Genomic DNA, 20,978 nt, shown 5'->3' with positions numbered 1-20,978 from the left:
GCCACGCCGCAATGATCGGTTAAGGATTCGGCAAGAGCTCCGGCTGTGGAGCGATCACCCGCCCGAGCGCTTCCTCGCACCGACGACGCTGCTGACCACGCCGACGATCGCGTAGAGGATCGCCGCGTGCCAGAGGCCGGTGAAGATGCTGGCGAAGATGCCGTCGGAGCTGAAGACGTACTGCGTCACCGCGTTCGTCACCGCCAGCGCCGCTGCGGGCGCGCCCGCAGCCTGCCAGGGGTGTTCCGCGGACCAGCGCCGCAGGCGATGGTCCCCACCCTTCTTGGTGAGCGCCGCGCCCGCGCCGCCGACCAGGAAGAACAGGAACAGACCGATGCTGGCCGGGCCCGCCAGGATGCCCAGGCTCCAGTGCAGGGTGACCAGGTCGACGCCGACCGCCGCGCCGGCACCCACCAGACCGACGGCGCCCGCCGTCTTCCAGGGCCCCCGCGAGGCCGCGGCGGCGGCCAGAGTGCCGGATTCGCGCGGGCTGACCTCACTACTACTCATGGTTCAACGGTGCGCCCCCGACGCTCCAGAAGCCATAGGGGACTTCCCTGAGTTTGCCCGGAGCCGGCCCTAGGCTGGCGACATGCTCTCCCGTCGACTTCTCCTCGCCGCCTCCAGGAGTTCCCAGGTCCGGCGGGCGGTGCTGGCCGCGCCAGGAGGCCGGGCGGTGGTGGCGCGTTTCGTCGCGGGGGAGACCCGCGCGGACGCCGTCGCCGCGGCGGACCGGCTGATCGCCCACGGGCTGCACGTCTCGCTCGACCACCTGGGCGAGGACCCCGTCGACGACGCGCACGCGGCGGCCATCGCCGCCGAGTACGTCGGCCTGCTCGGCGCGCTGGACGAGGCCGGGCTGGCCGGGCGCGCGGAGGTCTCGGTCAAGCTCTCCGCGCTCGGAGCCCGCCTCGGTGCAGACGGCCCCGCGTTGGCGCGGGACCACGCCCGCGCGATCTGCGAGGCCGCGGACGCGGCGGGCACGAGCGTCACCGTCGACATGGAGGACCACGCCGCGACCGAGGCCACCCTCGCCACCGCGGCGGAGCTGCGCGCCGAGTTCCCGACGCTCGGCGTCGTACTCCAGGCCTACCTGCGTCGCACCGAGTCCGACTGCCGCGAGCTGCTCGGCGCGGGCTCACGCGTCCGGCTGGTCAAGGGCGCGTATGCGGAGCCGGAGTGGCTGGCGTTCCGGGGCCGCGACGAGGTCGACCGCGCGTACGTGCGCTGCCTACGGCTGCTGATGGAGGGTCAGGGCTATCCGATGGTGGCGACCCACGACCCGCGTCTGATCGAGATCGCGGGCGTGCTCGCCGTCCGCGCGGGCCGCCCGCAGGACAGCTATGAGTTCCAGATGCTCTACGGCATCCGCGAGGACGAGCAGCGACGGCTCGCGGAGGCGGGCGAGACCGTCCGCGTCTACGTCCCCTACGGCGCGGACTGGTACGCCTACTTCATGCGCCGCCTCGCGGAGCGGCCCGCGAACGTCGCCTTCTTCGCCCGCGCGCTGGCGGGAGGGTGAGCTCAAAGCGTGGATGAGCTCAGAGGATGGACAGTCGCGCCGGGGGAACCGGGCCCGGTGCGACACTGACCGTATGACGCAACGAGTCGCCGTCCTCGGCACCGGAAAGATCGGTGAGGCCCTGGTCTCCGGCCTGCTCCGGGCCGGCAAGTCTCCCGCCGACGTCCTCGTCACCGCCCGCCGCCCCGAGCGCGCGGCGGAGCTGCGCGAGCGCTACGGCGTGGAGGCGGTCAGCAACGAGGAGGCCGTCAAGGCCGCCGACACCCTCATCCTGACGGTCAAGCCGCAGGACATGGGCGCCCTGCTGGACGAGCTCGCGCCGAACCTGCCCGCCGACCGGCTGGTGATCTCCGGCGCGGCCGGCATCCCCACCACGTGGTTCGAGGAGCGCCTCGCACCGGGCACACCGGTCGTCCGCGTCATGACCAACACGCCGGTGCTGGTCGACGAGGCCATGAGCGTCATCTCCGCGGGCTCGCACGCCGGCGAGGAGCACCTGCTGCGGACCGAGGAGATCTTCAGCCAGGTCGGCAAGACGCTGCGCGTGCCGGAGAACCAGCAGGACGCGGCCACCGCGCTCTCCGGCTCGGGCCCGGCGTACTTCTTCTACCTCGTCGAGGCCATGACCGACGCGGGCATCCTGCTCGGCCTGCCGCGCGCGGTCGCGCACGACCTGATCGTCCAGTCCGCGGTCGGCGCGTCCGTCATGCTGCGCGACTCCGGCGAGCACCCGGTCAAGCTGCGCGAGGCGGTGACCTCCCCGGCCGGGACGACGATCGCGGCGATCCGCGAGCTGGAGAACCACGGTGTCCGCGCGGCGCTGCTGGGCGCGCTGGAGGCAGCGCGCAACCGCTCGCAGGAGCTGGCCTCCGGCGGCAAGTAGGTAGGGTTGACCAGGTGCTCCGATACGACCTGGTGATCTTCGACAACGACGGCGTCCTGGTGGACAGCGAACCGCTGTCCAACCGGCTCCTCGCCGACTACCTGACCGAGCTGGGCTTCCCGACCACGATCGAGGACTCTTACCGCGACTTCATGGGCGCGGCGGCCCACACGGTCCACGACGTCATCGCGGCCCGCTATGCCGGCGCGCGCCTGCCCGCCACGTTCGACGAGGACTTTCACGGGCGTGTGTTCGCAGCCTTCCGGGAGAATCTGACGCCGGTGGCGGGCGCGGCGGAGTTGCTCAAGTGGGCCCAGGCGAACGGCGTCCGCTACTGCGTGGCCTCCTCGGCGCACCACGAGTGGATCCGCACGGCCCACCAAGTCACCGGGCTCAGCGCGTACTTCAGTGACGACCAGTTGTTCAGCGCGCAGGACGTCGGCCGCGGCAAGCCCGCCCCCGACCTCTTCCTGCATGCCGCGGAGCGGATGGGCGTAGCGCCCGAGCGCTGTGTCGTCCTCGAGGACAGCCCCCTCGGCGTGGCCGCGGCGCGGGCAGCGGGCATGGACGTCTACGGCTACGCCGCGCTGACCCCGAGGGAGCGCCTTGCGTCTGCGACCGGGCTCATCGACGACTTGGCGCAGTTCCCCGCGTTGCTTTAGTTGCATCTTCCCCAGGGGCGCGGGGAACTGCGCGAGAACCACCCTGCGCGGATGGCCCTGCTCCTTTGGGGGCCCACCACATCAGTGGCTTGTCGCGCAGTTCCCCGCGCCCCTGGGAGTGCAACTTCCCTAGTCGGTCACGGTGACCCTGCGGTTGCGGGTGAGGTCGCCTTTCAGTTCCGCGAAGCGGAAAGGCAGGCCCAGGCCCACGCTGTTCTCCGCGCGGAGTCGCAGCGCTGGTTCCGCGCCTGCCGCGCTGTTTCCGACAGTGCCCAGCGGCGTCCCCGCCGCGACGTGTTGGCCGCGGCGGGCCAGGACGGAGTCCTCGCGAAGGCCGCTGAGGACGACCACGCCGCGGTCGGTGCCGATGCGGACGTGGTTGCCGTCCGGGTGGTTCGCGGAGGTGGCCCGAGGGGCGTGGTCGGGGAGGCCGTCCACCGCCGCCAGGACCACGCCGTCCACCGGGCTCAGCACCGGGTGCCCGAAGATCGCGTAGCGCTCGTTCGTGGCCGGGGCCAGCCCCAGTGCGCGGCGGCCGCGCCACTGCGGGCCGGAGCCGAGCTGGACCAGGTCGACCGCGTAGCGCTGCGCCCGCTCGCCGCCGGGCTCGAGCGAGGCCTCGGCGTAGCGGTTGACCGCCGGGCCGCCCGCCTCCGTGCAGACAAAAGTCCCCCCGCGCAGCGGTGAGCGGAGCACCAGCGGATGCGCCGTCGGCGCGCCGGGGACGGGCAGCGAGCGCTTCCACGTCCATGCCGCCAGCCCGACCACGCCCACGCAGAGACCGATCTCCGGCAGTCCCGGCAGACCCCAGGGCAGCCCCGCGCCCAGCACCCGCCCGAACGCCAGCAGCGCGACGACCGCAGGCACCAGCGGCAGCGAGCGGAACCAGGGCGGCAGCGCGTGCGTCGGCGCGGTGCGCAGCGCGTACCAGGCGAAGGCGGGGGTCTGCGCCAGGATCAGCAGCCAGCCGGTGGCGGACCCGGTCAGCCAAGGGAACGTCAACTCCGCCGCCGTCGCCGCCGCATAGGCCAGCACGAGGCGCTGCAGATGCACGACCGCGTCCGGCTTCGGCGCCGCAGCCGGCACCGGGCTCAGATCCAGCGTCGGCGCCTGCGCCGTCGAAAGATCCGCAGTCGGAAGATCCGTCGCGGGCAGGTCCTCCGTCGAGCGGGTCGGCGCGGGGACCGTGCTCGCCGCGAGGCGGGCCGTCAGCGCACCTGGACCGGTGACGAAGGACGCCAGGCGTCCCTCCTCGTCCAGCCGGGCCCAGACCAGCTCCGAACCGTTCGCGAAGACCAACCGGTGCAGGTCCCGCTGCCGTCGCACGCCCCGCAGCTCGCCGTGGCGCTCGCGCAGCGCGTCGACCGACTCCTGCAGCCGGTGCACCGGCACCCGCCGCAGCAGCGAAGCGCTGATCAGCATCGGTTCGACCTCGGCCGCCCCGAAGAGGGCGACCAGCGTGTGCACGACCGGATCGGTGCCGGACGTGCGGAGACGAAGACGCGTAGCCATACCCATGCGCCCCACCGTAGGGAACCGGAGCCGCAGACACCGGCAACGACGTGGGTCGACGCGGGGTGCCTTTTCCGATCGTTATTCGGACGGGGGTTCCGCTGCCGCCTGCGAGTCCGTACGCTCGCGCCAACTTGTTCGGATACCGGTCGGTAGCAGTCCGCAGTGAGCAGAGGTTCCGCAATGACCACAGCAGCCGTCGAGATCACGCCCAGACTGCGGCAAGCGCGCAGCGCCCTGCTGCTGAGCTATGTCGCCCAGGGGGCGGTCTTCGCGCTGCTGGTCACCCGCATTCCGGGCATCCAGACGCAGTACAAGATCAGTGACGGCCTGCTGCCGATCTTCCTCGCGGCCGTGCCGATCCTGGCCGGTGTCGGCTCCATCTCCATGGAGTACGTCGTCAAGCGGACCTCGCCGCGCGCCGTGCTGCGGATCGTTCAGCCGATCGTCTGCCTGACCCTGGTCGGCGTCGGGCTCGGCAACCAGATGTGGGAGGCGGCGGTCGCGCTCGCCGCCTTCGGCCTAGCGGTCGGCGGGCTGGACGCCAGCCAGGCGATGTCCGCCGTCGCGCTGCAGCACCGCTACGGCCGCAGCATCATGCAGACCTTCTACGCCGCGTTCAGCCTCGGCGGCATCATCGGCGCCTCGCTGGCCTGGACTCAGGTGCACTTCAAGCTCAGCCTGCTGACCATGTTCGGCAGCACCGGCATCGTCGTCGCGGCCGTCGTGCTCGTCGTCGGCCGCTGGTACGCGGGCCCGGCCGAGCTCGGCCACGCGGTCGAGGAGGCCGCTGCCGCTGCCGCCCGGTCCATCCCGTGGAAGCCCCTGCTGCCGCTCTGCCTGGCCATGTGCGTCGCCTACATCGGTGACGCGACCGTCTCCAACTGGGCCGCCAAGTACCTCCAGGAGGGCCTGCACAGCTCCGAGCAGATGACGACCGTGCCCTACAACGCGTACATGGTCGTCATGCTGATCGGCCGCCTGCTCGGCGACGCGCGGGTGCAGAGCTGGGGCAGCGTCCGCACGGTGCGCCTCGGTGCGGCGGTCTGCGCGCTGGGCTTCCTGCTGGTCGCTGTCTCGCCGACCTCCTGGATCGCGGTCGCGGCCTTCGCGGTGGTCGGTCTCGGCATCAGCGTCATCGTGCCGCAGGTCTTCGCGGCGGGCGGGCGCCTCTTCCCGAAGGACTCCGACGCGGCGGTGGCCCGGCTCAACATCTTCAACTACGTCGGCTTCCTCGTCGGCGCACCGCTGGTCGGCGGGCTGGCCGGGGCGATGGGCTACCGGATCGCGATGGTCGTGCCGCTGCTGCTGATCCTCGCGGTCTTCGCGGTCAGCAAGGCGTTCGGGCCGAGCGCGGTCGTCGAGCGCGAGGCCGATACCGTGGCGGTATGACCGTCACGCGGCTGTACTGGGACGACGCCCTCACCTCGTACGACTTCGGCCCCGGCCACCCGATGGACCCGGTCCGGCTCCGGCTCACCATGGACCTGGTCCGTGCGTTCGGACTGGACCGGCTGCCACAGGTGAAGGTCCTCGCCGCGCCGGCGGCGGGAGAGTCGACGCTGCGCCTGGTCCACGAGCCCGGCTACATCACCGCGGTCGAGGCGGTCGGCCGCACCGGCGTCCCCAATCCGGCGCGCGGGCTGGGCACGGAGGACAACCCCGCGTTCGCCGCGATCCACGCCGCCTCCGCGCTGATCGCGGGCCAGTCGGTCGCGGCGGCCGAGGCGGTCTGGCGCGAGGGCGGCCATGCGGTCAACTTCGCGGGCGGCCTGCACCACGCGATGCCGGGCCAGGCGTCGGGCTTCTGCATCTACAACGACGCGGCGCTGGCGGTGGCGCGGCTGCTGGAGCTGGGCGCGGAGCGGGTCGTCTACGTCGACGTCGACGTGCACCACGGCGACGGCGTCGAGAAGGCCTTCTGGAACGACCCGCGCGTGCTGACGATCTCGCTGCACGAACACCCGCGCACGCTCTTCCCGCAGACCGGCTGGCCGGAGGAGACGGGCGGCGCGCCCGGCTCGGCGGTCAACGTGGCGCTGCCCGCGGGCACGGGAGACGCCGGCTGGCTGCGCGCGTTCCACGCGATCGTCCCCCCGCTGGTCGCGGCCTTCCGCCCGCAGGCGCTGGTGACCCAGCACGGCGCGGACACCCACATCGAGGACCCCCTCGCCCACCTGGCGGTGAGCGTGGACGCGCAGCGCGCGCTGATGCTGGCCGCGAGCGAGCTGGCTGCGGAACATGCGGATGACCGGTGGGTCGCGCTGGGTGGCGGCGGCTACGCGGTGGTGGACGTGGTCCCGCGCTCCTGGACCCACCTGGTCGCGATCGCGGCGGGCGCCCCGATCGCCCCGGAGACGGAGGTCCTGGCGGAGTGGCGCGAGGAGGTCTGGGCCCGGACGCGCGAGTTCGCTCCGCTGCGGATGACGGACGGCTTCGCGGCCACCTGGAAGGACTTCGACTCCGGCTACGACCCGGCGGACCGGGTGGACCAGGCGATCCTCGCCACCCGCAAGGCGGTGTTTCCGCACCACGGATTGCTGCTGTGACCCGAGGGGCGCGAGGAACTGCGCGAGAAACCACCGGCGTGCGGATGGCCCTGCGCGTTCGGTGCTCTACCTCCTAGGGTGGCTTGTCGCGCAGTTCCTCGCGCCCCTGAGGTCGCTGCCCGCTGAGGAGAGTGCAAAAGGCATGGTCATCAGTCGAGAAGCTCTTGTCTCCCATCTCCTCGGAACCCGCCTCGCCGGGACCGTCGCCACCACCCGCGAGCACAATCTCCGCAACTACGCCCGCTTCGCCCGCCGTGATCCCGATGTCCTCTTCGGTCTCGACCCGGACGGAGAGTGGACGGAGGACGCACTCCTCGCGCTCATGGCCCGGCGCTGTGGCGTGGATCCCGATCCCGCCTACCGGCAGGGACTCGACACCATCGATCCTGAGCTCACCGCCGACGCCCTCGGCCGCCTCGCGGCCGTCCTCAAGCAGACCGCCGAGGCTCGCGGCAGCGTCCTGATCGGGACGGGACACCCGTCCCGCCTGCAGCCCATGTACGCCGCATACGGCCGCGCCCTGCGCGCCGCCGGATGCGACCCGCTCACTCCGGCGCGCGAACGGAGCTTCGACATGCACGGGGCCGGTGGCGCGCGCCCCTGCGCCCTTGACTACCGGGAGCGCGTCGGCGTGCTCAGGGTGTATGAAGAGAGCGCGTCAAGCAACCAGAAGGGAGCCCCCCGCTCCCTTGGTGAGCCGGTTCACACGCACTCCCCGCAGCCCGTGCGAATCGCTCTCGCCGCCCTCGCGCAGGAGCACGAAACCCTCCCTGACCTGGTGCTCGGCGACCACGGCTGGGCCTGCGGCGCGGGTCGGCTCGGGGTCCGCAGCGTCGGCTTCGCGGACAGCAACGACCCCGCCGTCTTCGTCGCCGAGGAGGAGGGCCACGTCGAGGTGACGATCCCTCTCGACGACGGGCTGCGTCCGGACTGCTACAGATTGGTGACTGCCTACGTACTGCAACTGGCCGGTCTGTCTCAGTAATCCCAGGCCCCTTCTCCCCCTTCCCACCCGTACCACCCGCAACTACTCTGGGGATACGCGTGTGCTGGCTTAAGTCACCGGAGGGGAAGCCGGTGCCCGTCACACGGAGAAGGTTCGGTGTTGTCATGGCGTCTGGAGAGCGGCCTCTGAACGAGGTCAACTTCCTCACCGTGGCGGAAGTCGCCTCGGTGATGCGAGTGTCGAAGATGACCGTGTACCGCCTGGTGCACAGCAGCGAGTTGCCCGCGATTCGGGTCGGGCGCTCCTTCCGTGTACCGGAACAGGCGGTGCACGACTACCTCCGCGACTCCTACGTGGGACGGGAGACCGCGTAGGCAGGACGACAGCGCGAGTGATCCACCGATCCGGCCCTGCGTACGGGTTCCACCCCGTACGCAGGGCCGGATTACGTATCGAGCGCGGTCTGTGGGTAGTCTGTTGGCCTACATCAGTCGTTTGGACCCGGTTGCCCGCCTCGCGGGTTCGTCCAGTGAGTGAGGGTTTTCATGGGTTCTGTCATCAAGAAGCGTCGCAAGCGTATGGCCAAGAAGAAGCACCGCAAGCTTCTCAAGCGCACGCGCGTCCAGCGTCGTAACAAGAAGTAACACCACTCGGCCACGCCGAAGGTGTCCAGCCGTCCGCACCGACGTTACTGTCTGGTGCGGGCGGCTTTTTCTGTCCGTGAGCTGGGGAGAGGGGCTGGTTCGCCGTGGGCAACGTCGTACTCGTCACCGGAGTGGGCCGGCACCTGGGAAGCCGTTTCGCGCGGGTGATCAGAGACCAGCCCGGCGTCGACCACGTCGTCGGCGTCGACGTCCACCCCGGCGCGCACGAGATCGAGGGCGCCGCGCCCTACACCTTCGTCGGCGCGGACATCCGCCGGCCCGTGGTGGCCCGGGTGATAGCCGAACACGGCGTCACGACCGTGGTGCACCTGAACGTCAGCACCACCACGCTGGGCTCGACCAGCCGGGGCGCGGTCAAGGAGACCAACGTCATCGGCACCATGCAGCTGCTGGCCGCCGTGCAGAAGGCGCCGAGCGTCAAGCGGCTCGTGGTGAAGTCGACCACCAGCGTCTACGGCTCCGCGCCGCGCGACCCGGCCGTCTTCCAGGAGCGGATGCAGCCCAAGGTGCTGCCGACCGGCGGCTTCGCCAAGGACGCGGTCGAGGTCGAGGGCTACGTCCGCGGCTTCGCGCGGCGGCGGCCCGACGTCGCGGTCAGCGTGCTGCGCTTCGCCAACATCCTCGGCCCGGACGCGGACACGCCGCTGAACGAGTACTTCGCGCTGCCGGTGCTGCCGACCGTCCTCGGCTTCGACCCACGACTTCAGTTCGTGCACGAGGACGACGCGGTCGAGGTACTGCGCCTCGCCGCCATGGAGCCGCGCCGCGGCACCACCAACGTCGGCACCTTCAACGTCGCGGGCGAGGGCGTCATGGTGCTTTCGCAGGCCGCGCGCCGACTGGGCAAGCCGACCGTGCCGATGCTGCTGCAGGCGGTCAGCTGGATGGCCGGCCTGGCCCGGCAGACCCGGCTGCTGGACTTCTCGCCCGAGCAGCTGCGGCTGCTGACGCACGGCAGGGTCGTGGACACGACGTTGCTGCGCGAGACCTTCGGCTACACCCCCGCGTTCACCACCGAGCAGGCACTGGCGGCCCTCGGCAGGGCCCAGCGCGCGGGGCTGCTCCCACCGGAGCGCATCGCGGACTGGGCCGACCGGGCGGCAGCGCTGCTGCCCACTGCCGCCGCTCCGGCGGCATCGACGATCAGTGCGGCGACGATCAGGAGGACTGAGGGATGAGCTCGGCTCGGGAGCAGGCGTGGCGTGACGAGCGCGAGGCCAAGGTCATCCCCATCACCAAGCGTCGCGGCGCGCCCGCGGCGCAGCCGCCGGAGGCCGTGACAGGCCCTGCCGAGGCCGCGGGGAGCAGCCTCGCGGACACCGTCGCGCAGGCCGTCGGCGGCGCGCTGGCGGGCCCGCTGGGCGGCGTGGCGGGCAAGCTCTTCGGCAAGGGCTGGGAGCAGCGGGCCGCGAACGGCCTCGGCTTCCTGCGGCGGCGGCTGACGGGCGACTACGAGGTCGACGAGTTCGGCTTCGACGCGGAGCTGACCGAGCAGGTCCTGCTGTCGCTGGCGCGGCCGCTGGCGGACAACTACTTCCGCCTGGAGGTGCGCGGCGCGGAGAACCTGCCCGCGAAGGGCGGCGCGCTGGTGGTCGCCAACCACTCGGGCGTGCTGCCGCTGGACGCGATCATGACGCAGATCGCCATCCACGACCACGCCGGCCGCAACCTGCGGATGCTGGCGGCGGACCTGGTCTTCGTGCTGCCGGGCGTCAACGAGCTGGCCCGCAAGGCCGGGCACACGCTGGCCTGCAACGAGGACGCGCAACGGCTGCTGGAGAACGGCGAGATCGTCGGCGTCTGGCCGGAGGGCTTCAAGGGCATCGGCAAGCCGTTCGCGGACCGCTACAAGCTGCAGCGGTTCGGGCGGGGCGGCTTCGTCTCCTCGGCGCTGCGGGCCGGGGTGCCGATCGTTCCCTGCTCGATCGTGGGCGCGGAGGAGACTTACCCGATGATCGGCAACGCGAAGACGCTGGCCCGCCTGCTGGGCCTGCCGTACGTGCCGATCACGCCGACCTTCCCATGGCTGGGCCCGTTGGGCGCGATCCCGCTTCCCACGAAGTGGGTCATCCAGTTCGGCAAGCCCATCCCGACGGACGAGTACCCGCCGGAGGCGGCGGACGACCCGATGCTGATGTTCAACCTGACGGACCAGGTCCGCGAAACGATCCAGCACACGCTCTACCGGATGCTGGTGCAGCGCCGCTCGGTGTTCTTCTAGGCAGACGGGCCAGTTGCACCATCAGGGGCGCGGGGCCCTGCTGATTTGCGCCTCCGGCGCGTGGGCGCGACGGGGTCACGACGGTGGGTCAGTTGCACCATCAGGGGCGCGGGGAACTGCGCGACAAGCCACCCACATGCGGATGGTCCTCAATGCGCAGGGCCATCCGCACAGGGTGGTTGCTCGCGCAGTTCCCCGCGCCCCTGGATAGTGCAACTACCTCTCGCTGCGCAGGGATCACCCGCCGCCTGAAACGCCCAGGCCGATGCCCGGCAGGAGGCCGGGGATCAGCGGGGGGATCGTCAGGCCGCCGCCGGCCGGGGTCGCCGTCGAGGACGGGGCCGAGCTGGGAGGCGTGGAGGGGGTCGCCGACGGCGAACCGCCGCCCAGGAGGCCGCCGGTGAGGCCGCCGACGAGGTTGCCCGTGCCGGCCGTCGTCTGGCCCGAGGGCGCGCTCGTCGCGCCGTCGGCGCCGCGCATCGTGCCCGTGCCGGAGCTCGTCGCGCCGCTCGGCGTCGTCATCGGGGAACCCGTGGACGACGACGGGCTCGTCGAGGCGTCGCCCGGGGTCGTCGCCGCCGAACCGCCCGGCGCCGCCGGAAGCAGCGGGGTGACCTCGGAGCTTATCCCGCTCAGCAGCCCGCGCACCTGGCTGGCCACCGGGTCGAGCTGGTCCGGGAGTTGGGGCTCGATCTGGTCCAGCTCGCGGCTCTGCACCGCCGCGAAGCCCGCCAACTGCCGCAGCGGGGCCAGCGAATGGCTGTGCAGGTAGATCGCGTTGAGCAGGTCGCGGCCGCGCTTGCCCTCGGCGTTCATGTCCGTGAAGGCGCGGTTCAGGTCGGCGACCGTCTGCGGGCTCAGCTCGTGGTGCGGGCCGTCCCCGCGGGTCATCAGCTGCCGGGCCTCGGCCATGCGGGTGGAGGCCTCGTCCAGCAGCAGCTTGCCGCGTTCCGAGTCCGTACCGGCGAGGTTGAGCCGCCAGTCCTCCAGGCCGCGCTTCATCCCGTAGAGCGTGTCGCCCGGCAGGGACGAGCTGCTGGCGACGGCGACGCCGCCCAGCGTGCCGAGCGCCATCATGGACGCGAGGCCGCCCACGGCGAGCCGACGGCCCCAACGGCCGGAGGGCCACAGCACGGCGGGTCGCACCGCGCGGTGCGAGCCGCGCCGCGCGCGCTGGCCGGGGACCACCGCCGCGCCGCCGCCGCTCGCGAAGGCACGCTCGAACTCGGCTACCAGCAGGGCGCGTTGGGTGAGCCGCACCTGGAGATCAAGGCTGGGCCCGGGGACGGTGGCCAGGGCGGCCACCGTGGCGAGCATATGGTCGTACTGACCATCGCCGTCGCCGGTCTCGTCGTCGAACCGAGCGTCCCTGGCATCCACGGCGTCGGCGAAGGCTCTCGCCCGGCGGAGTTCCAGCACATTCGCTGTCATGGGCAGCACCTCCTCTCGACGTTGTCGACTGTTCGGCCGACCGATTGGTTGCACAGTCGCGCCACGATCCACCCGTAAGGGTGAAGCAGAACCCCGAATTGGGCCTTGCATCCTGCGCAACGAGCGGGGATGTACGTGGTTACGCGACTACCGCGCATCGCTGGGCAGCAGCCGGGCGAGGGTGCGCACCGCGCGGTACTGGAGGGTCTTGATGGCGCCCTCGTTCTTGCCCATCACGCGCGCTGTCTCGGCCACCGAGAGGCCCTGCAGGAAGCGGAGCGTGACGCACTCCTGCTGCTGCGGGTTGAGCCTGCGGACGGCCTCCAGCAGCGCGGCATTGGAGAGCGACTCCAGCACCGAGTCCTCCGGGCTGGGCTCGACCTGGTTGGAGTCGAGCATCTCGCCGGTGGTGACCTCCAGCCGGAAGCGGCTGGACTTGAAGTGGTCCGCCACCAGGTTGCGCGCGATGGTGACCAGCCAGGCGCCGAAGTCCCTGCCCTGCCAGGTGAAGGTGCCGATCCGGCGCAGCGCGCGCAGGAAGGTCTCGCTGGTGAGGTCCTCGGCCGTGGCCTTGCCGCCGACGCGGTAGTAGATGTACCGGTAGACCGTGTCGGCGTAATGGTCGTACAGCTGGCCGAAGGCCTCGCCGTCGCCGTCCTGGGCGCGTTCGACCAGCGCCATGATCGGGTTGGCCGCCGGGCTCTCCCAGCCCGTCGTCGCGCCGCCGGCGCCGCCCGCGCCACTCGTGCCCCCCGTGCCGCCGCGTGGGCGCGCGGCTGTCGTCCGGGTGCGCAGCACGACGGGCGCCGCGAGCGGGGCGAGGGGCGCGACGACCGGCCCGCCCGCGAGGGCGAAGGCAGGGGCCGGGAGCAGCTGCTCCTGGCGAACCAGGCTGCGCAGCAGGGCCAGGCCGTCGTTCCGGACGTGTGGGTACACGGGACTCCCAGAGGCAGGACTGTGTGACGTGCAGGGTGGGACCGCTGGACGAGGATAACGCTTCGTGCAACAACAGCTACACCCAGTTGCCAAATTCACCGCTTCAGTCACATCTGTTGCACGACGGTGGCAGAATGTGACCGACTATGCCGGGGTCAGTTGGCAGGGTTCTGGGCAGAGTTGATCCCCGCCTGCCGGGGGCTGACCGGATCCGGGCGCGTTCCCGGGCGCGCGCCAAGGAAATCCCGCGCAACTGCGTGAGCACCGACCGATCAGAACCGGTCAGTTCTGCCGCCGCTTGTGGCAGGGCTCAGCGGTGCCGGTTGCGGTAGATGGCGACGGCGGCCGCCGTGCCGCCGGCGGCCGCGCCCAGCCCGGCTGCGGCCGGGATGCCGACCTTGGCCGCTTTGCGGCCGGTCCGGAAGTCGCGCACCCGCCAGCCGTTGCGGCGGGCGTGTCGGCGCAGCTCGGCATCCGGGTTGATCACGTAGGGGTAGCCGACCAGGGAGAGCATCGGGATGTCGTTCGAGGAGTCGCTGTACGCGGCGCAGCGGGCCAGGTCCAGGTCCTCGCGCGCGGCCAGCGCCTTGACGGCCTCCGCCTTGGCCGGTCCGTGCAGCGGCTCGCCGACCAGCCGGCCGGTGTAGACGCCGTCCAGCGCCTCCGCGACGGTCCCCAGTGCGCCGGTCATGCCGAGCCGGGCCGCGATCACCCGCGCGGCCTCCTGCGGCGCGGCCGTCACCAGCCAGACCCGCTGCCCGGCCTCCAGGTGCATCTGCACCAGCGCGCGGGTGCCCGGCCAGATCTTCTCGGCCATGAACTCGTCGAAGACGTCCTCGCAGATGGCCTCCAGGTCGGCGACCCGGTGGCCCTGCACGATGGAGAGCGCGCTCTCCTTCGCCTCGGCCATGTGCCCGGCGTTCTCGGCGCCGTGCAGCCGGAAGTAGGCCTGCTGCCAGGCGAACCGGAGCAGCTCGCGGGAGCTGAAGAACTTGCGCTTGTAGAGGCCGCGACCCAGATAGAAGATGGCCGCGCCCTGCATGATCGTGTTGTCGCAGTCGAAGAAGGCGCCGGAGTACGGGTCGACCGGGGGTTCCTCGGCGTCCCGGGCGTCCGCGGCGGCGTCTGCGGAGGCTTCGCCCGCGAGCTGCGTGGAGCGGCGCCGCTCCTGGATGTTCCGCTGCCTGGCCATGCGGCGAGCATAGCCAGCCGAGGGCTCGAACCTCGTATCCGCTGCGTGGAGCCGCCGTTAACTCTGAGTGGTCCAGAATGTCGGTATGGCACCTCTCCTTCCGCGCCGCAGCGCGAAGCGCCCGTCCGACCACGTGGTCACCCTCATCGGCAAGCCCGACTGCCATCTCTGCGAGGACGCGAGGGCGGTGCTCGGGCAGTTGCAGGAGGAGCTGGGCTTCGAGCTGGAGGAGCTGAACATCAACGAGGACAAGGAGCTGTTCCGTCAGTACTGGGAGCAGATTCCGGTGACCCTGATCGACGGCGCCCAACACGACTTCTGGAAGGTCGACCCCACCCGCCTCCGCAAGGCCCTGGGGGCCTGAAGGGGCGCGAGGAACTGCGCGAGAAACCACCCTGTGCGGACGGCCCTGCGCGTTCGGTGCTCTACCTGCGTGGGTGGCTTGTCGCGCAGTTCCTCGCGCCCCTGAGGTGATTGCAAGTTGATAGCGGTGGGAAGGTTTGCCCCTTATGTCCGGTTGTAAGGCTTAGGCGTCAGCCGTTAGTGCGCTTACCATCGAGAGGCTTTGTGCCGCGGGGGGTACGACCGAGAAGGAGCCCCACCGTGCAGCCGCCGCCGTTCGCGCCGTCGCCGTTGGCCCGTGGGCTGGCCGTCGTGGATGTCGAGGCGAGTGGGCGGAGCCCCTGGCGGCACCGGGTCGTGGAGATCGGCGTCGTCCTGCTCGACTACCCGCTGCTGCGGGTCGAAGCGGAGTTCAGCACCCTGATCGACCCCGGCGGTCCCGTCGGCCCGACGGACGTGCACCGGATCGCGCAGGAGCAGGTCGTCGGCGCTCCCTCCTTCCGTGAGATCGCCCCACATCTCGCGGACCTGCTCCGGGGCCGCGTCCTGGTCGGGCACCACGTCCGCTGTGACGAGGGCTTCCTCGCCCGCGAGTTCGCGCGCTTCGGCGTCGAGCTGCCGGCCATGCCCACGCTCTGCACGATGGCGCTCGCCGAACGCGTCCTCGGGGGGCGGCTGACCGGGCGCGGGCTCGCCGCCTGCGTGGAGGCGTTCGGGCTGCCGGAGTTCGACGCCCACACCGCCCTCGGCGACGCCCACGCCGCCGCGCGGCTGCTGCGCAGCGCGCTCGCGACGCCGGCCGGTGGCGTCGAGCCGTTGCGGGAGCTGGTGGACCACGCGCAGTGCACCCCCTGGCCCAAGCTGCGGCAGCGGGCGGGCGCCGTGCACACGAAGAATCGTTCCGTCGCAGCGGCCACCGCTGCGCACCCGCTCTCCCCTCTCTCTTCTCTCTCCTCCGCGTACGCCGTACCGTGCGCCGTACAGTACGGCGTCCCGGCCCTGCGTCCGGCGGTCGTGGAGGAAATGGCGTGATGCGCATCACTCCTGGTGGACAAAACGGACACCATCTTTGTGCACGCGTTCACAAACGCATAGCCTGGCGTTCGCAGCCCAGCTTCACCCACAGGAGCACCGTGGCAACTGGCCGATCCACTCAGAGCAACCCGAACCCCGCTGCCGGCGCACGCCGCAGCCGGGGCCGGGGTATTCCCGATGCGACGGTCGCCCGGCTGCCGCTGTACCTCCGTGCGCTCACCGCGCTGTCCGAGCGCTCGGTGCCGACCGTCTCCTCCGAGGAGCTCGCCGCCGCCGCCGGGGTCAACTCCGCGAAGCTGCGCAAGGACTTCTCCTACCTCGGCTCCTACGGCACCCGGGGCGTCGGCTACGACGTCGAGTACCTCGTCTACCAGATCTCCCGCGAGCTGGGCCTGACCCAGGACTGGCCCGTGGTCATCGTCGGCATCGGAAACCTGGGCCACGCGCTCGCCAACTACGGCGGCTTCGCCTCCCGCGGCTTCCGCGTCGCGGCGCTGCTCGACGCCGACTCGGGGCTCACTGGTCAACTCGTCGCGGGCCTGCCGGTGCGCCACACCGACGAGATGGAAGAGATCATCCGCACCGATCGGGTCTCCATCGGCGTGATCACCACCCCGCCGGGCGCGGCCCAGCAGGTCTGCGACCGCTTGGTCGCCGCCGGGGTGACCAGCATCCTCAACTTCGCGCCGACGGTGCTCTCCGTGCCGGACGGCGTCGACGTGCGCAAGGTCGACCTCTCCATCGAGCTGCAGATCCTCGCCTTCCACGAGCAGCGCAAGGCCGGGGACGAGCTGCGCGACGCCGAGGAAGAAGCACCGGCCGCCCCTCCCGCCGCAGTAGTCTCGCGGCCGGAAGGCGTTGCCGACGGCGTCGAAGCGGCTGCGAGCAGCGCGGGACGTGTCGGCGTCGCGCGGCAGAAGTTCGAGGAGGCAGCGGGATGAGCCTGCTGGTCGTGGGCCTGAGTCACCGGAGCGCACCGGTCGGCCTGCTGGAGCGCGCCGCACTGACGGGACATCAGCCGTCCCGGCTGGTGCACGCCGCTGCCGCCTCCGCGCCGGTCGCCGAGGCCGCGCTGCTGAACACCTGCAACCGGATCGAGCTCTACGCCGACGTGGACAAGTTCCACGCCGGTGTCGCCGATCTCTCCACGCTGCTCGCGGAGCACTCCGGCGTCGGTCTGGAGGAGCTGACCTCGCACCTCTACGTGCACTACGAGGACCGCGCCGTGCACCACCTCTTCTCGGTGGCCTGCGGTCTGGACTCGATGGTCGTCGGCGAGGGTCAGATCCTGGGCCAGCTGCGTGACGCGCTCAATCTGGCACAGGACCAGCACACGGCCGGTCGAGGCCTGAACGAGCTGTTCCAGCAGGCGCTGCGGGTCGGCAAGCGCGCCCACAGCGAGACCGCGATCGACAAGGCCGGCCAGACCCTGGTCACCTTCGGCCTGGAGCAGATCGCCGCCGTCGCCGGTCCCATCGAGGGCAAGCGCGCGCTGGTCGTCGGCGCCGGCTCGATGAGCTCGCTGGCCGCCGCCACGCTCTCCCGCGAGGGCGTCGCCGAGCTGGTCATCGCGAACCGCACCCAGAAGAAGGCCGAGCGCCTCGCCGAGCAGCTGGGCGGCCGGACCGTCCCCTTCGCCGAGGTCGGCGCCGCGCTGGCCGAGGCCGACCTGGTCATCTCCTGCACCGGGGCGGCCGGGATCGTGCTCGGCGCGGACGACATCGCCGCGGCCGCCGAGAAGCGCAGCGCCTTCGAGGCCCCGCTCGCCCTGCTCGACCTGGCCATGCCCCGCGATGTCGACACCGCCGTGCACGCCCTCCCCGGCGTCCATCTGGTCGACCTCGAGACGCTGGCCGCCGCGGCCGAGCACACAGACTCCGGCGCCCTCGACATCGACGCGGTCCGCCGCATCGTCGCCGAGGAGGTCGACGCCTTCGGCGCGGCCCAGCGTGCGGCGGCGATCACCCCCACGGTCGTCGCCCTCAGAGCGATGGCCACCGAGCTGGTCAACGCCGAGCTCGAGCGCCTGGACGCACGCCTCCCCGAGCTGGAGGACCGCACCAGGTCGGAGCTCCAGCAGACCGTCCGCCGCGTGGTGGAGAAGCTGCTGCACCAGCCGACCGTTCGCGTCAAGCAGCTGGCCGGAGAACCCGGAGGCGCCTCCTACGCGGAGGCGCTGCGCGAACTGTTCGACCTTGATCCCATGGCCGTTGAGGCGGTCAGTACTACCAGGATGATCTCATGACGGGTCAGACGAGCATGCAAGTACCCCCGCTCCCCAGCGACCACCCCACACCCGGCGACCGCCCGCCGCTGCGTCTGGGCACCCGGCGCAGCGCGCTGGCGATGGCCCAGTCCGGCATGATCGCCGACGCCGTCACTGAACTGACCGGGCGTCAGGTCGAGTTGGTCGAGATCACCACCTACGGCGACACCTCCCGCGAGGCGCTCGCTCAGATCGGCGGCACCGGCGTCTTCGTCTCCGCGCTGCGCGACGCGCTGCTCGCCGGGACGATCGACTTCGCCGTCCACTCCCTCAAGGACCTCCCCACGGCCGCACCGGAGGGCCTGGTCCTGGCGGCCGTCCCGCCGCGCGAGGACCCGCGCGACGCGCTGGTCGCCAGGGACGGGCTGACCCTCGCCGAGCTGCTGGAGAAGGGCGACGAGCACCGCCCGGCCCGCATAGGCACCGGCTCCCCGCGTCGCATGGCCCAGCTCAACGCCTGGGCCGCCGCCCAGGGCCTGGCCATCGAGACGGTCGCGATCCGCGGCAACGTCGACACCCGGATCGGCTACGTCCGCTCCGGCGAGCTCGACGCCGTGATCCTGGCCGCCGCCGGCCTGAGCCGCCTCGGCCGACTGGCCGAGGCCACCGAGATCCTCGGCGCCGACGTGATGCTCCCGGCCCCCGGGCAGGGCGCGCTCGCCGTCGAGTGCGCCGCGACCAGCACCGAGCTGGCCGCCGCTCTCGCCGGTCTCGACGACGCGCCCACCCGGGCCGCGATCACGGCGGAGCGCACGCTGCTCGCCGCCCTGGAGGCGGGCTGCTCCGCGCCGGTCGGCGCGCTGGCCGTCCCCACCACCGGCCCCACCGCTACAGGAGAGGCCGACGAGATGGAGCTGCGTGCACTCGTCGGCACCGTCGACGGTGCCACCGTCGTGCAGATGTCCGCCACCGGCCACGGTGCCCCCGACGAGCTGGGACGCGGCCTCGCCGCGCAGCTGCTCGCCGCGGGCGCGGCCGGTCTGATGGGGGAGCGAAGCAAGTGAGCCCCACGAGTCCCGACACCCCGCGCCGTCCCGTCGGGCAGGTCACCTTCCTGGGCGCCGGTCCCGGCGACCCGGGTCTGCTGACGCTGCGTGCGGTGGAGGTGCTGGCCTCGGCCGACGTGCTGGTGGCCGACCCGCTGACGGTGAGCGCGGTGCGCGCGTACTGTCCCGACCGGGTCGAGCTGCACCACGCCGCCGACCCCTCGGACGCCTTCGTGCTCGACGAGGGTGGGGTGCTGGGCAGCGACGGCGGCGAGACCGTCTCGCGCTTCTTCGGTGCGGTCCGCAACGGCAAGCACGTGGTCCGCACCGTTGACGGCGACCCCGGCCTCGACGGCCGCGCGGCCGAGGAGATGCTGGCCTGCGCCCAGGCGCGGGTGCCGTTCCAGGTCGTCCCCGGTGTCGCGCAGTCGGTCGGCGTCCCCGCCTACGCCGGCGTCCCGCTGCGCGCGGGCGCGCAGGGCGCGGACGTCCGCTTCGTCGACGCCTCCGGGCTGCTGCCGGAGTCGGTCTGGACGGACCTCGGCGCGTGCGAGTCGACGCTGGTCGTCCGCACCCTGCTGGGCTCGGTCCCGAGCGCGGCGACGACGCTGGTCTCCCACGGCCGCAAGCCCGACACCCGGGTCGCGGTCACCCTGGAGGGCACCACGACGCGTCAGCGCACCTGGTGCGCGACGCTCGGCACGATCGCGGCGGAGCTGAAGGCCGCGAAGGTGCTGCCGTCGCCGGTCTCGGCGCCGGTCGATCCGTCGAGCAACGTCATAGTCGTGATAGGCGAGCAGGTCGGGCACCGGGCGTCGCTGTCCTGGTTCGAGACCAAGCCGCTGTTCGGCTGGAACGTCCTGGTCCCGCGCACCAAGGACCAGGCCGGTGCGCTCACGGACCAGCTGCGCTCGTACGGCGCGGTGCCGAGCGAGGTCCCGACCATCGCGGTCGAGCCGCCGCGCACGCCGCAGCAGATGGAACGCGCGATCAAGGGTCTGGTGACCGGCCGCTACGAGTGGATCGCGTTCACCTCGGTCAACGCGGTGAAGGCGGTCCGCGAGAAGTTCGAGGAGTACGGGCTGGACGCCCGCGCCTTCGCGGGCATCAAGGTCGCGGCGGTCGGCGAGACGACGGCCCAGGCGCTGGTCGACTTCGGCGTGAAGCCGGACCTGGTCCCGAGCGGCGAGCAGAGCGCGGCGGGCCTCCTGGAGGACTGGCCGCCGTACGACCCGGTCTTCGACCCGATTGACCGTGTGCTGCTGCCGCGGGCGGACATCGCGACGGAGACGCTGGTGGCCGGCCTGGTCGAGCTGGGCTGGGAGGTCGACGACGTCACGGCCTACCGCACGGTCCGCGCGGCGCCGCCGCCGGCGGAGACCCGCGAGGCGATCAAGGGCGGCGGCTTCGACGCGGTGATCTTCACTTCGTCGTCGACCGTGCGGAACCTGGTCGGCATCGCCGGCAAGCCGCACAACGTGACCGTGATCGCCTGCATCGGTCCCGCGACGGCGAAGACGGCCGAGGAGCACGGGCTCCGCGTGGACGTCCTGGCCCCGGCGCCGAGCGTTTCGGCTCTCGCGGAGGCGCTGGCCGACTTCGGCGCGGCCCGCCGCGACGCCGCCTGCGCGGCGGGCGAGCCGGTCTACCGCCCCAGCGAGCGCCGCCCCGGCTCACGCCGGAAGGCACGCTAGCCTCTCAGCGAGGGGAAGTTGCACTCTCCAGGGGCGCGGGGAACTGCGCGACAAGCCACCCCAGGTGGTGGGTCGCTCAGCGAGCAGGGCCATCCGCACAGGGTGGTTTCTCGCGCAGTTCCCCGCGCCCCTCGGT

At 72.0% G+C, this 20,978-nt stretch carries 21 protein-coding genes; 16 read left to right on the top strand and 5 right to left on the bottom strand.

The window, feature by feature from the left end; translation table 11 throughout:
* Window positions 1-54: 54 nt before the first annotated feature.
* On the bottom strand, window positions 55-510 hold the full coding sequence (locus ABIA32_RS24135; protein ID WP_370099161.1) for a hypothetical protein: 456 nt from the start codon (window positions 508-510) through the stop codon (window positions 55-57).
* Window positions 511-592: 82 nt separating this feature from the next.
* On the opposite strand from ABIA32_RS24135, the gene ABIA32_RS24130 reads away from it, so the two are divergent.
* The 3 genes from ABIA32_RS24130 to ABIA32_RS24120 all read left to right on the top strand — a co-directional run bounded on the left by ABIA32_RS24130 (window position 593) and on the right by ABIA32_RS24120 (window position 3,067).
* The gene (locus ABIA32_RS24130; protein WP_370099158.1) at window positions 593-1,522 is read left to right on the top strand and encodes a proline dehydrogenase family protein; all 930 of its coding nucleotides are present in this window, start codon (window positions 593-595) and stop codon (window positions 1,520-1,522) included.
* Window positions 1,523-1,595: 73 nt separating this feature from the next.
* A complete protein-coding gene (proC, locus tag ABIA32_RS24125) occupies window positions 1,596-2,405 on the top strand; it encodes a pyrroline-5-carboxylate reductase (RefSeq protein ID WP_370099156.1) in 810 nt (269 codons plus the stop codon).
* A 14-nt stretch (window positions 2,406-2,419) separates the two neighbouring features.
* Window positions 2,420-3,067, top strand: coding sequence for an HAD family hydrolase (locus ABIA32_RS24120; RefSeq protein ID WP_370099153.1), 648 nt, complete (start codon window positions 2,420-2,422; stop codon window positions 3,065-3,067).
* 129 nt (window positions 3,068-3,196) lie between these two features.
* On the opposite strand, the gene ABIA32_RS24115 is transcribed toward ABIA32_RS24120, so the two are convergent.
* Window positions 3,197-4,579, bottom strand: coding sequence for a M23 family metallopeptidase (locus tag ABIA32_RS24115; RefSeq protein ID WP_370099150.1), 1,383 nt, complete (start codon window positions 4,577-4,579; stop codon window positions 3,197-3,199).
* A gap of 183 nt (window positions 4,580-4,762) precedes the next feature.
* On the opposite strand from ABIA32_RS24115, the gene ABIA32_RS24110 reads away from it, so the two are divergent.
* The 7 genes from ABIA32_RS24110 to ABIA32_RS24080 all read left to right on the top strand — a co-directional run bounded on the left by ABIA32_RS24110 (window position 4,763) and on the right by ABIA32_RS24080 (window position 10,960).
* Entirely contained in the window at window positions 4,763-5,971 is a 1,209-nt protein-coding gene (locus ABIA32_RS24110; RefSeq protein WP_370099147.1) for an MFS transporter, read from the top strand.
* Complete coding sequence (locus ABIA32_RS24105) at window positions 5,968-7,128, top strand: acetoin utilization protein AcuC (protein WP_370099144.1); 1,161 nt, start codon at window positions 5,968-5,970, stop codon at window positions 7,126-7,128. Before ABIA32_RS24110 ends, ABIA32_RS24105 begins: the two co-directional genes overlap by 4 nt.
* 142 nt (window positions 7,129-7,270) lie before the next feature.
* Window positions 7,271-8,113, top strand: a complete 843-nt coding sequence (locus tag ABIA32_RS24100) for a phosphatase (RefSeq protein WP_370099141.1) — start codon at window positions 7,271-7,273, stop codon at window positions 8,111-8,113.
* A 125-nt stretch (window positions 8,114-8,238) separates the two neighbouring features.
* A complete protein-coding gene (locus ABIA32_RS24095) occupies window positions 8,239-8,448 on the top strand; it encodes a helix-turn-helix domain-containing protein (protein ID WP_037602249.1) in 210 nt (69 codons plus the stop codon).
* Window positions 8,449-8,619: 171 nt separating this feature from the next.
* Window positions 8,620-8,718 carry a 30S ribosomal protein bS22 gene (locus ABIA32_RS24090; protein ID WP_003948845.1) on the top strand — a complete coding sequence of 33 codons (99 nt, stop codon included), beginning with the start codon at window positions 8,620-8,622 and terminating at the stop codon, window positions 8,716-8,718.
* A 104-nt stretch (window positions 8,719-8,822) separates the two neighbouring features.
* Window positions 8,823-9,917: an NAD-dependent epimerase/dehydratase family protein gene (locus ABIA32_RS24085; RefSeq protein ID WP_370099138.1), complete on the top strand. Its 1,095-nt coding sequence runs from the start codon at window positions 8,823-8,825 to the stop codon at window positions 9,915-9,917.
* Complete coding sequence (locus tag ABIA32_RS24080) at window positions 9,914-10,960, top strand: lysophospholipid acyltransferase family protein (RefSeq protein WP_370099136.1); 1,047 nt, start codon at window positions 9,914-9,916, stop codon at window positions 10,958-10,960. Before ABIA32_RS24085 ends, ABIA32_RS24080 begins: the two co-directional genes overlap by 4 nt.
* Before the next feature lie 237 nt (window positions 10,961-11,197).
* On the opposite strand, the gene ABIA32_RS24075 is transcribed toward ABIA32_RS24080, so the two are convergent.
* From ABIA32_RS24075 to ABIA32_RS24065, 3 genes are all read right to left on the bottom strand, one after another.
* Window positions 11,198-12,391, bottom strand: a complete 1,194-nt coding sequence (locus tag ABIA32_RS24075; protein WP_370099133.1) for a DUF5667 domain-containing protein — start codon at window positions 12,389-12,391, stop codon at window positions 11,198-11,200.
* Window positions 12,392-12,538: 147 nt separating this feature from the next.
* The gene (locus ABIA32_RS24070) at window positions 12,539-13,327 is read right to left on the bottom strand and encodes an ECF subfamily RNA polymerase sigma factor, BldN family (protein WP_370099130.1); all 789 of its coding nucleotides are present in this window, start codon (window positions 13,325-13,327) and stop codon (window positions 12,539-12,541) included.
* A 310-nt stretch (window positions 13,328-13,637) separates the two neighbouring features.
* The gene (locus tag ABIA32_RS24065) at window positions 13,638-14,519 is read right to left on the bottom strand and encodes an HAD family hydrolase (RefSeq protein ID WP_370099128.1); all 882 of its coding nucleotides are present in this window, start codon (window positions 14,517-14,519) and stop codon (window positions 13,638-13,640) included.
* Window positions 14,520-14,604: 85 nt separating this feature from the next.
* Between ABIA32_RS24065 and ABIA32_RS24060 the strand changes: the two genes are divergently transcribed.
* The 6 genes from ABIA32_RS24060 to ABIA32_RS24035 all read left to right on the top strand — a co-directional run bounded on the left by ABIA32_RS24060 (window position 14,605) and on the right by ABIA32_RS24035 (window position 20,842).
* Entirely contained in the window at window positions 14,605-14,883 is a 279-nt protein-coding gene (locus tag ABIA32_RS24060) for a glutaredoxin family protein (protein WP_370099125.1), read from the top strand.
* Between the two features lie 239 nt (window positions 14,884-15,122).
* The gene (locus tag ABIA32_RS24055; RefSeq protein ID WP_370099122.1) at window positions 15,123-15,893 is read left to right on the top strand and encodes an exonuclease domain-containing protein; all 771 of its coding nucleotides are present in this window, start codon (window positions 15,123-15,125) and stop codon (window positions 15,891-15,893) included.
* Window positions 15,894-15,994: 101 nt separating this feature from the next.
* Window positions 15,995-16,837, top strand: coding sequence for a redox-sensing transcriptional repressor Rex (locus ABIA32_RS24050; RefSeq protein WP_370099120.1), 843 nt, complete (start codon window positions 15,995-15,997; stop codon window positions 16,835-16,837).
* Complete coding sequence (locus tag ABIA32_RS24045) at window positions 16,834-18,141, top strand: glutamyl-tRNA reductase (RefSeq protein WP_370099117.1); 1,308 nt, start codon at window positions 16,834-16,836, stop codon at window positions 18,139-18,141. Before ABIA32_RS24050 ends, ABIA32_RS24045 begins: the two co-directional genes overlap by 4 nt.
* Before the next feature lie 14 nt (window positions 18,142-18,155).
* A complete protein-coding gene (gene hemC, locus ABIA32_RS24040; RefSeq protein WP_370099464.1) occupies window positions 18,156-19,166 on the top strand; it encodes a hydroxymethylbilane synthase in 1,011 nt (336 codons plus the stop codon).
* Window positions 19,163-20,842 (top strand): uroporphyrinogen-III synthase, encoded by a 1,680-nt coding sequence (locus tag ABIA32_RS24035; RefSeq protein WP_370099114.1) that lies wholly within the window; start codon window positions 19,163-19,165, stop codon window positions 20,840-20,842. Before hemC ends, ABIA32_RS24035 begins: the two co-directional genes overlap by 4 nt.
* The last annotated feature ends 136 nt before the right edge of the window (window positions 20,843-20,978 follow it).

It is taken from the genome of Streptacidiphilus sp. MAP12-20, assembly GCF_041262525.1.
In the GTDB taxonomy this organism is placed as follows: domain Bacteria; phylum Actinomycetota; class Actinomycetes; order Streptomycetales; family Streptomycetaceae; genus Streptacidiphilus.
Note: the sequence above shows the minus strand (reverse complement) of the source record. Positions and strands in the feature narration are given on the sequence as shown.

Excerpts from the sequence above, each read along its gene's own strand:
- ABIA32_RS24135 (WP_370099161.1), bottom strand. The coding sequence starts at position 510 with ATGAGTAGTAGTGAGGTCAGCCCGCGCGAATCCGGCACTCTGGCCGCC.
- ABIA32_RS24130 (WP_370099158.1), top strand. The coding sequence starts at position 593 with ATGCTCTCCCGTCGACTTCTCCTCGCCGCCTCCAGGAGTTCCCAGGTC.
- proC (WP_370099156.1), top strand. The coding sequence starts at position 1,596 with ATGACGCAACGAGTCGCCGTCCTCGGCACCGGAAAGATCGGTGAGGCC.
- ABIA32_RS24115 (WP_370099150.1), bottom strand. The coding sequence starts at position 4,579 with ATGGCTACGCGTCTTCGTCTCCGCACGTCCGGCACCGATCCGGTCGTG.
- ABIA32_RS24110 (WP_370099147.1), top strand. The coding sequence starts at position 4,763 with ATGACCACAGCAGCCGTCGAGATCACGCCCAGACTGCGGCAAGCGCGC.
- ABIA32_RS24105 (WP_370099144.1), top strand. The coding sequence starts at position 5,968 with ATGACCGTCACGCGGCTGTACTGGGACGACGCCCTCACCTCGTACGAC.
- ABIA32_RS24100 (WP_370099141.1), top strand. The coding sequence starts at position 7,271 with ATGGTCATCAGTCGAGAAGCTCTTGTCTCCCATCTCCTCGGAACCCGC.
- ABIA32_RS24095 (WP_037602249.1), top strand. The coding sequence starts at position 8,239 with ATGGCGTCTGGAGAGCGGCCTCTGAACGAGGTCAACTTCCTCACCGTG.
- ABIA32_RS24090 (WP_003948845.1), top strand. The coding sequence starts at position 8,620 with ATGGGTTCTGTCATCAAGAAGCGTCGCAAGCGTATGGCCAAGAAGAAG.
- ABIA32_RS24080 (WP_370099136.1), top strand. The coding sequence starts at position 9,914 with ATGAGCTCGGCTCGGGAGCAGGCGTGGCGTGACGAGCGCGAGGCCAAG.
- ABIA32_RS24075 (WP_370099133.1), bottom strand. The coding sequence starts at position 12,391 with ATGACAGCGAATGTGCTGGAACTCCGCCGGGCGAGAGCCTTCGCCGAC.
- ABIA32_RS24065 (WP_370099128.1), bottom strand. The coding sequence starts at position 14,519 with ATGGCCAGGCAGCGGAACATCCAGGAGCGGCGCCGCTCCACGCAGCTC.
- ABIA32_RS24060 (WP_370099125.1), top strand. The coding sequence starts at position 14,605 with ATGGCACCTCTCCTTCCGCGCCGCAGCGCGAAGCGCCCGTCCGACCAC.
- ABIA32_RS24045 (WP_370099117.1), top strand. The coding sequence starts at position 16,834 with ATGAGCCTGCTGGTCGTGGGCCTGAGTCACCGGAGCGCACCGGTCGGC.
- hemC (WP_370099464.1), top strand. The coding sequence starts at position 18,156 with ATGCAAGTACCCCCGCTCCCCAGCGACCACCCCACACCCGGCGACCGC.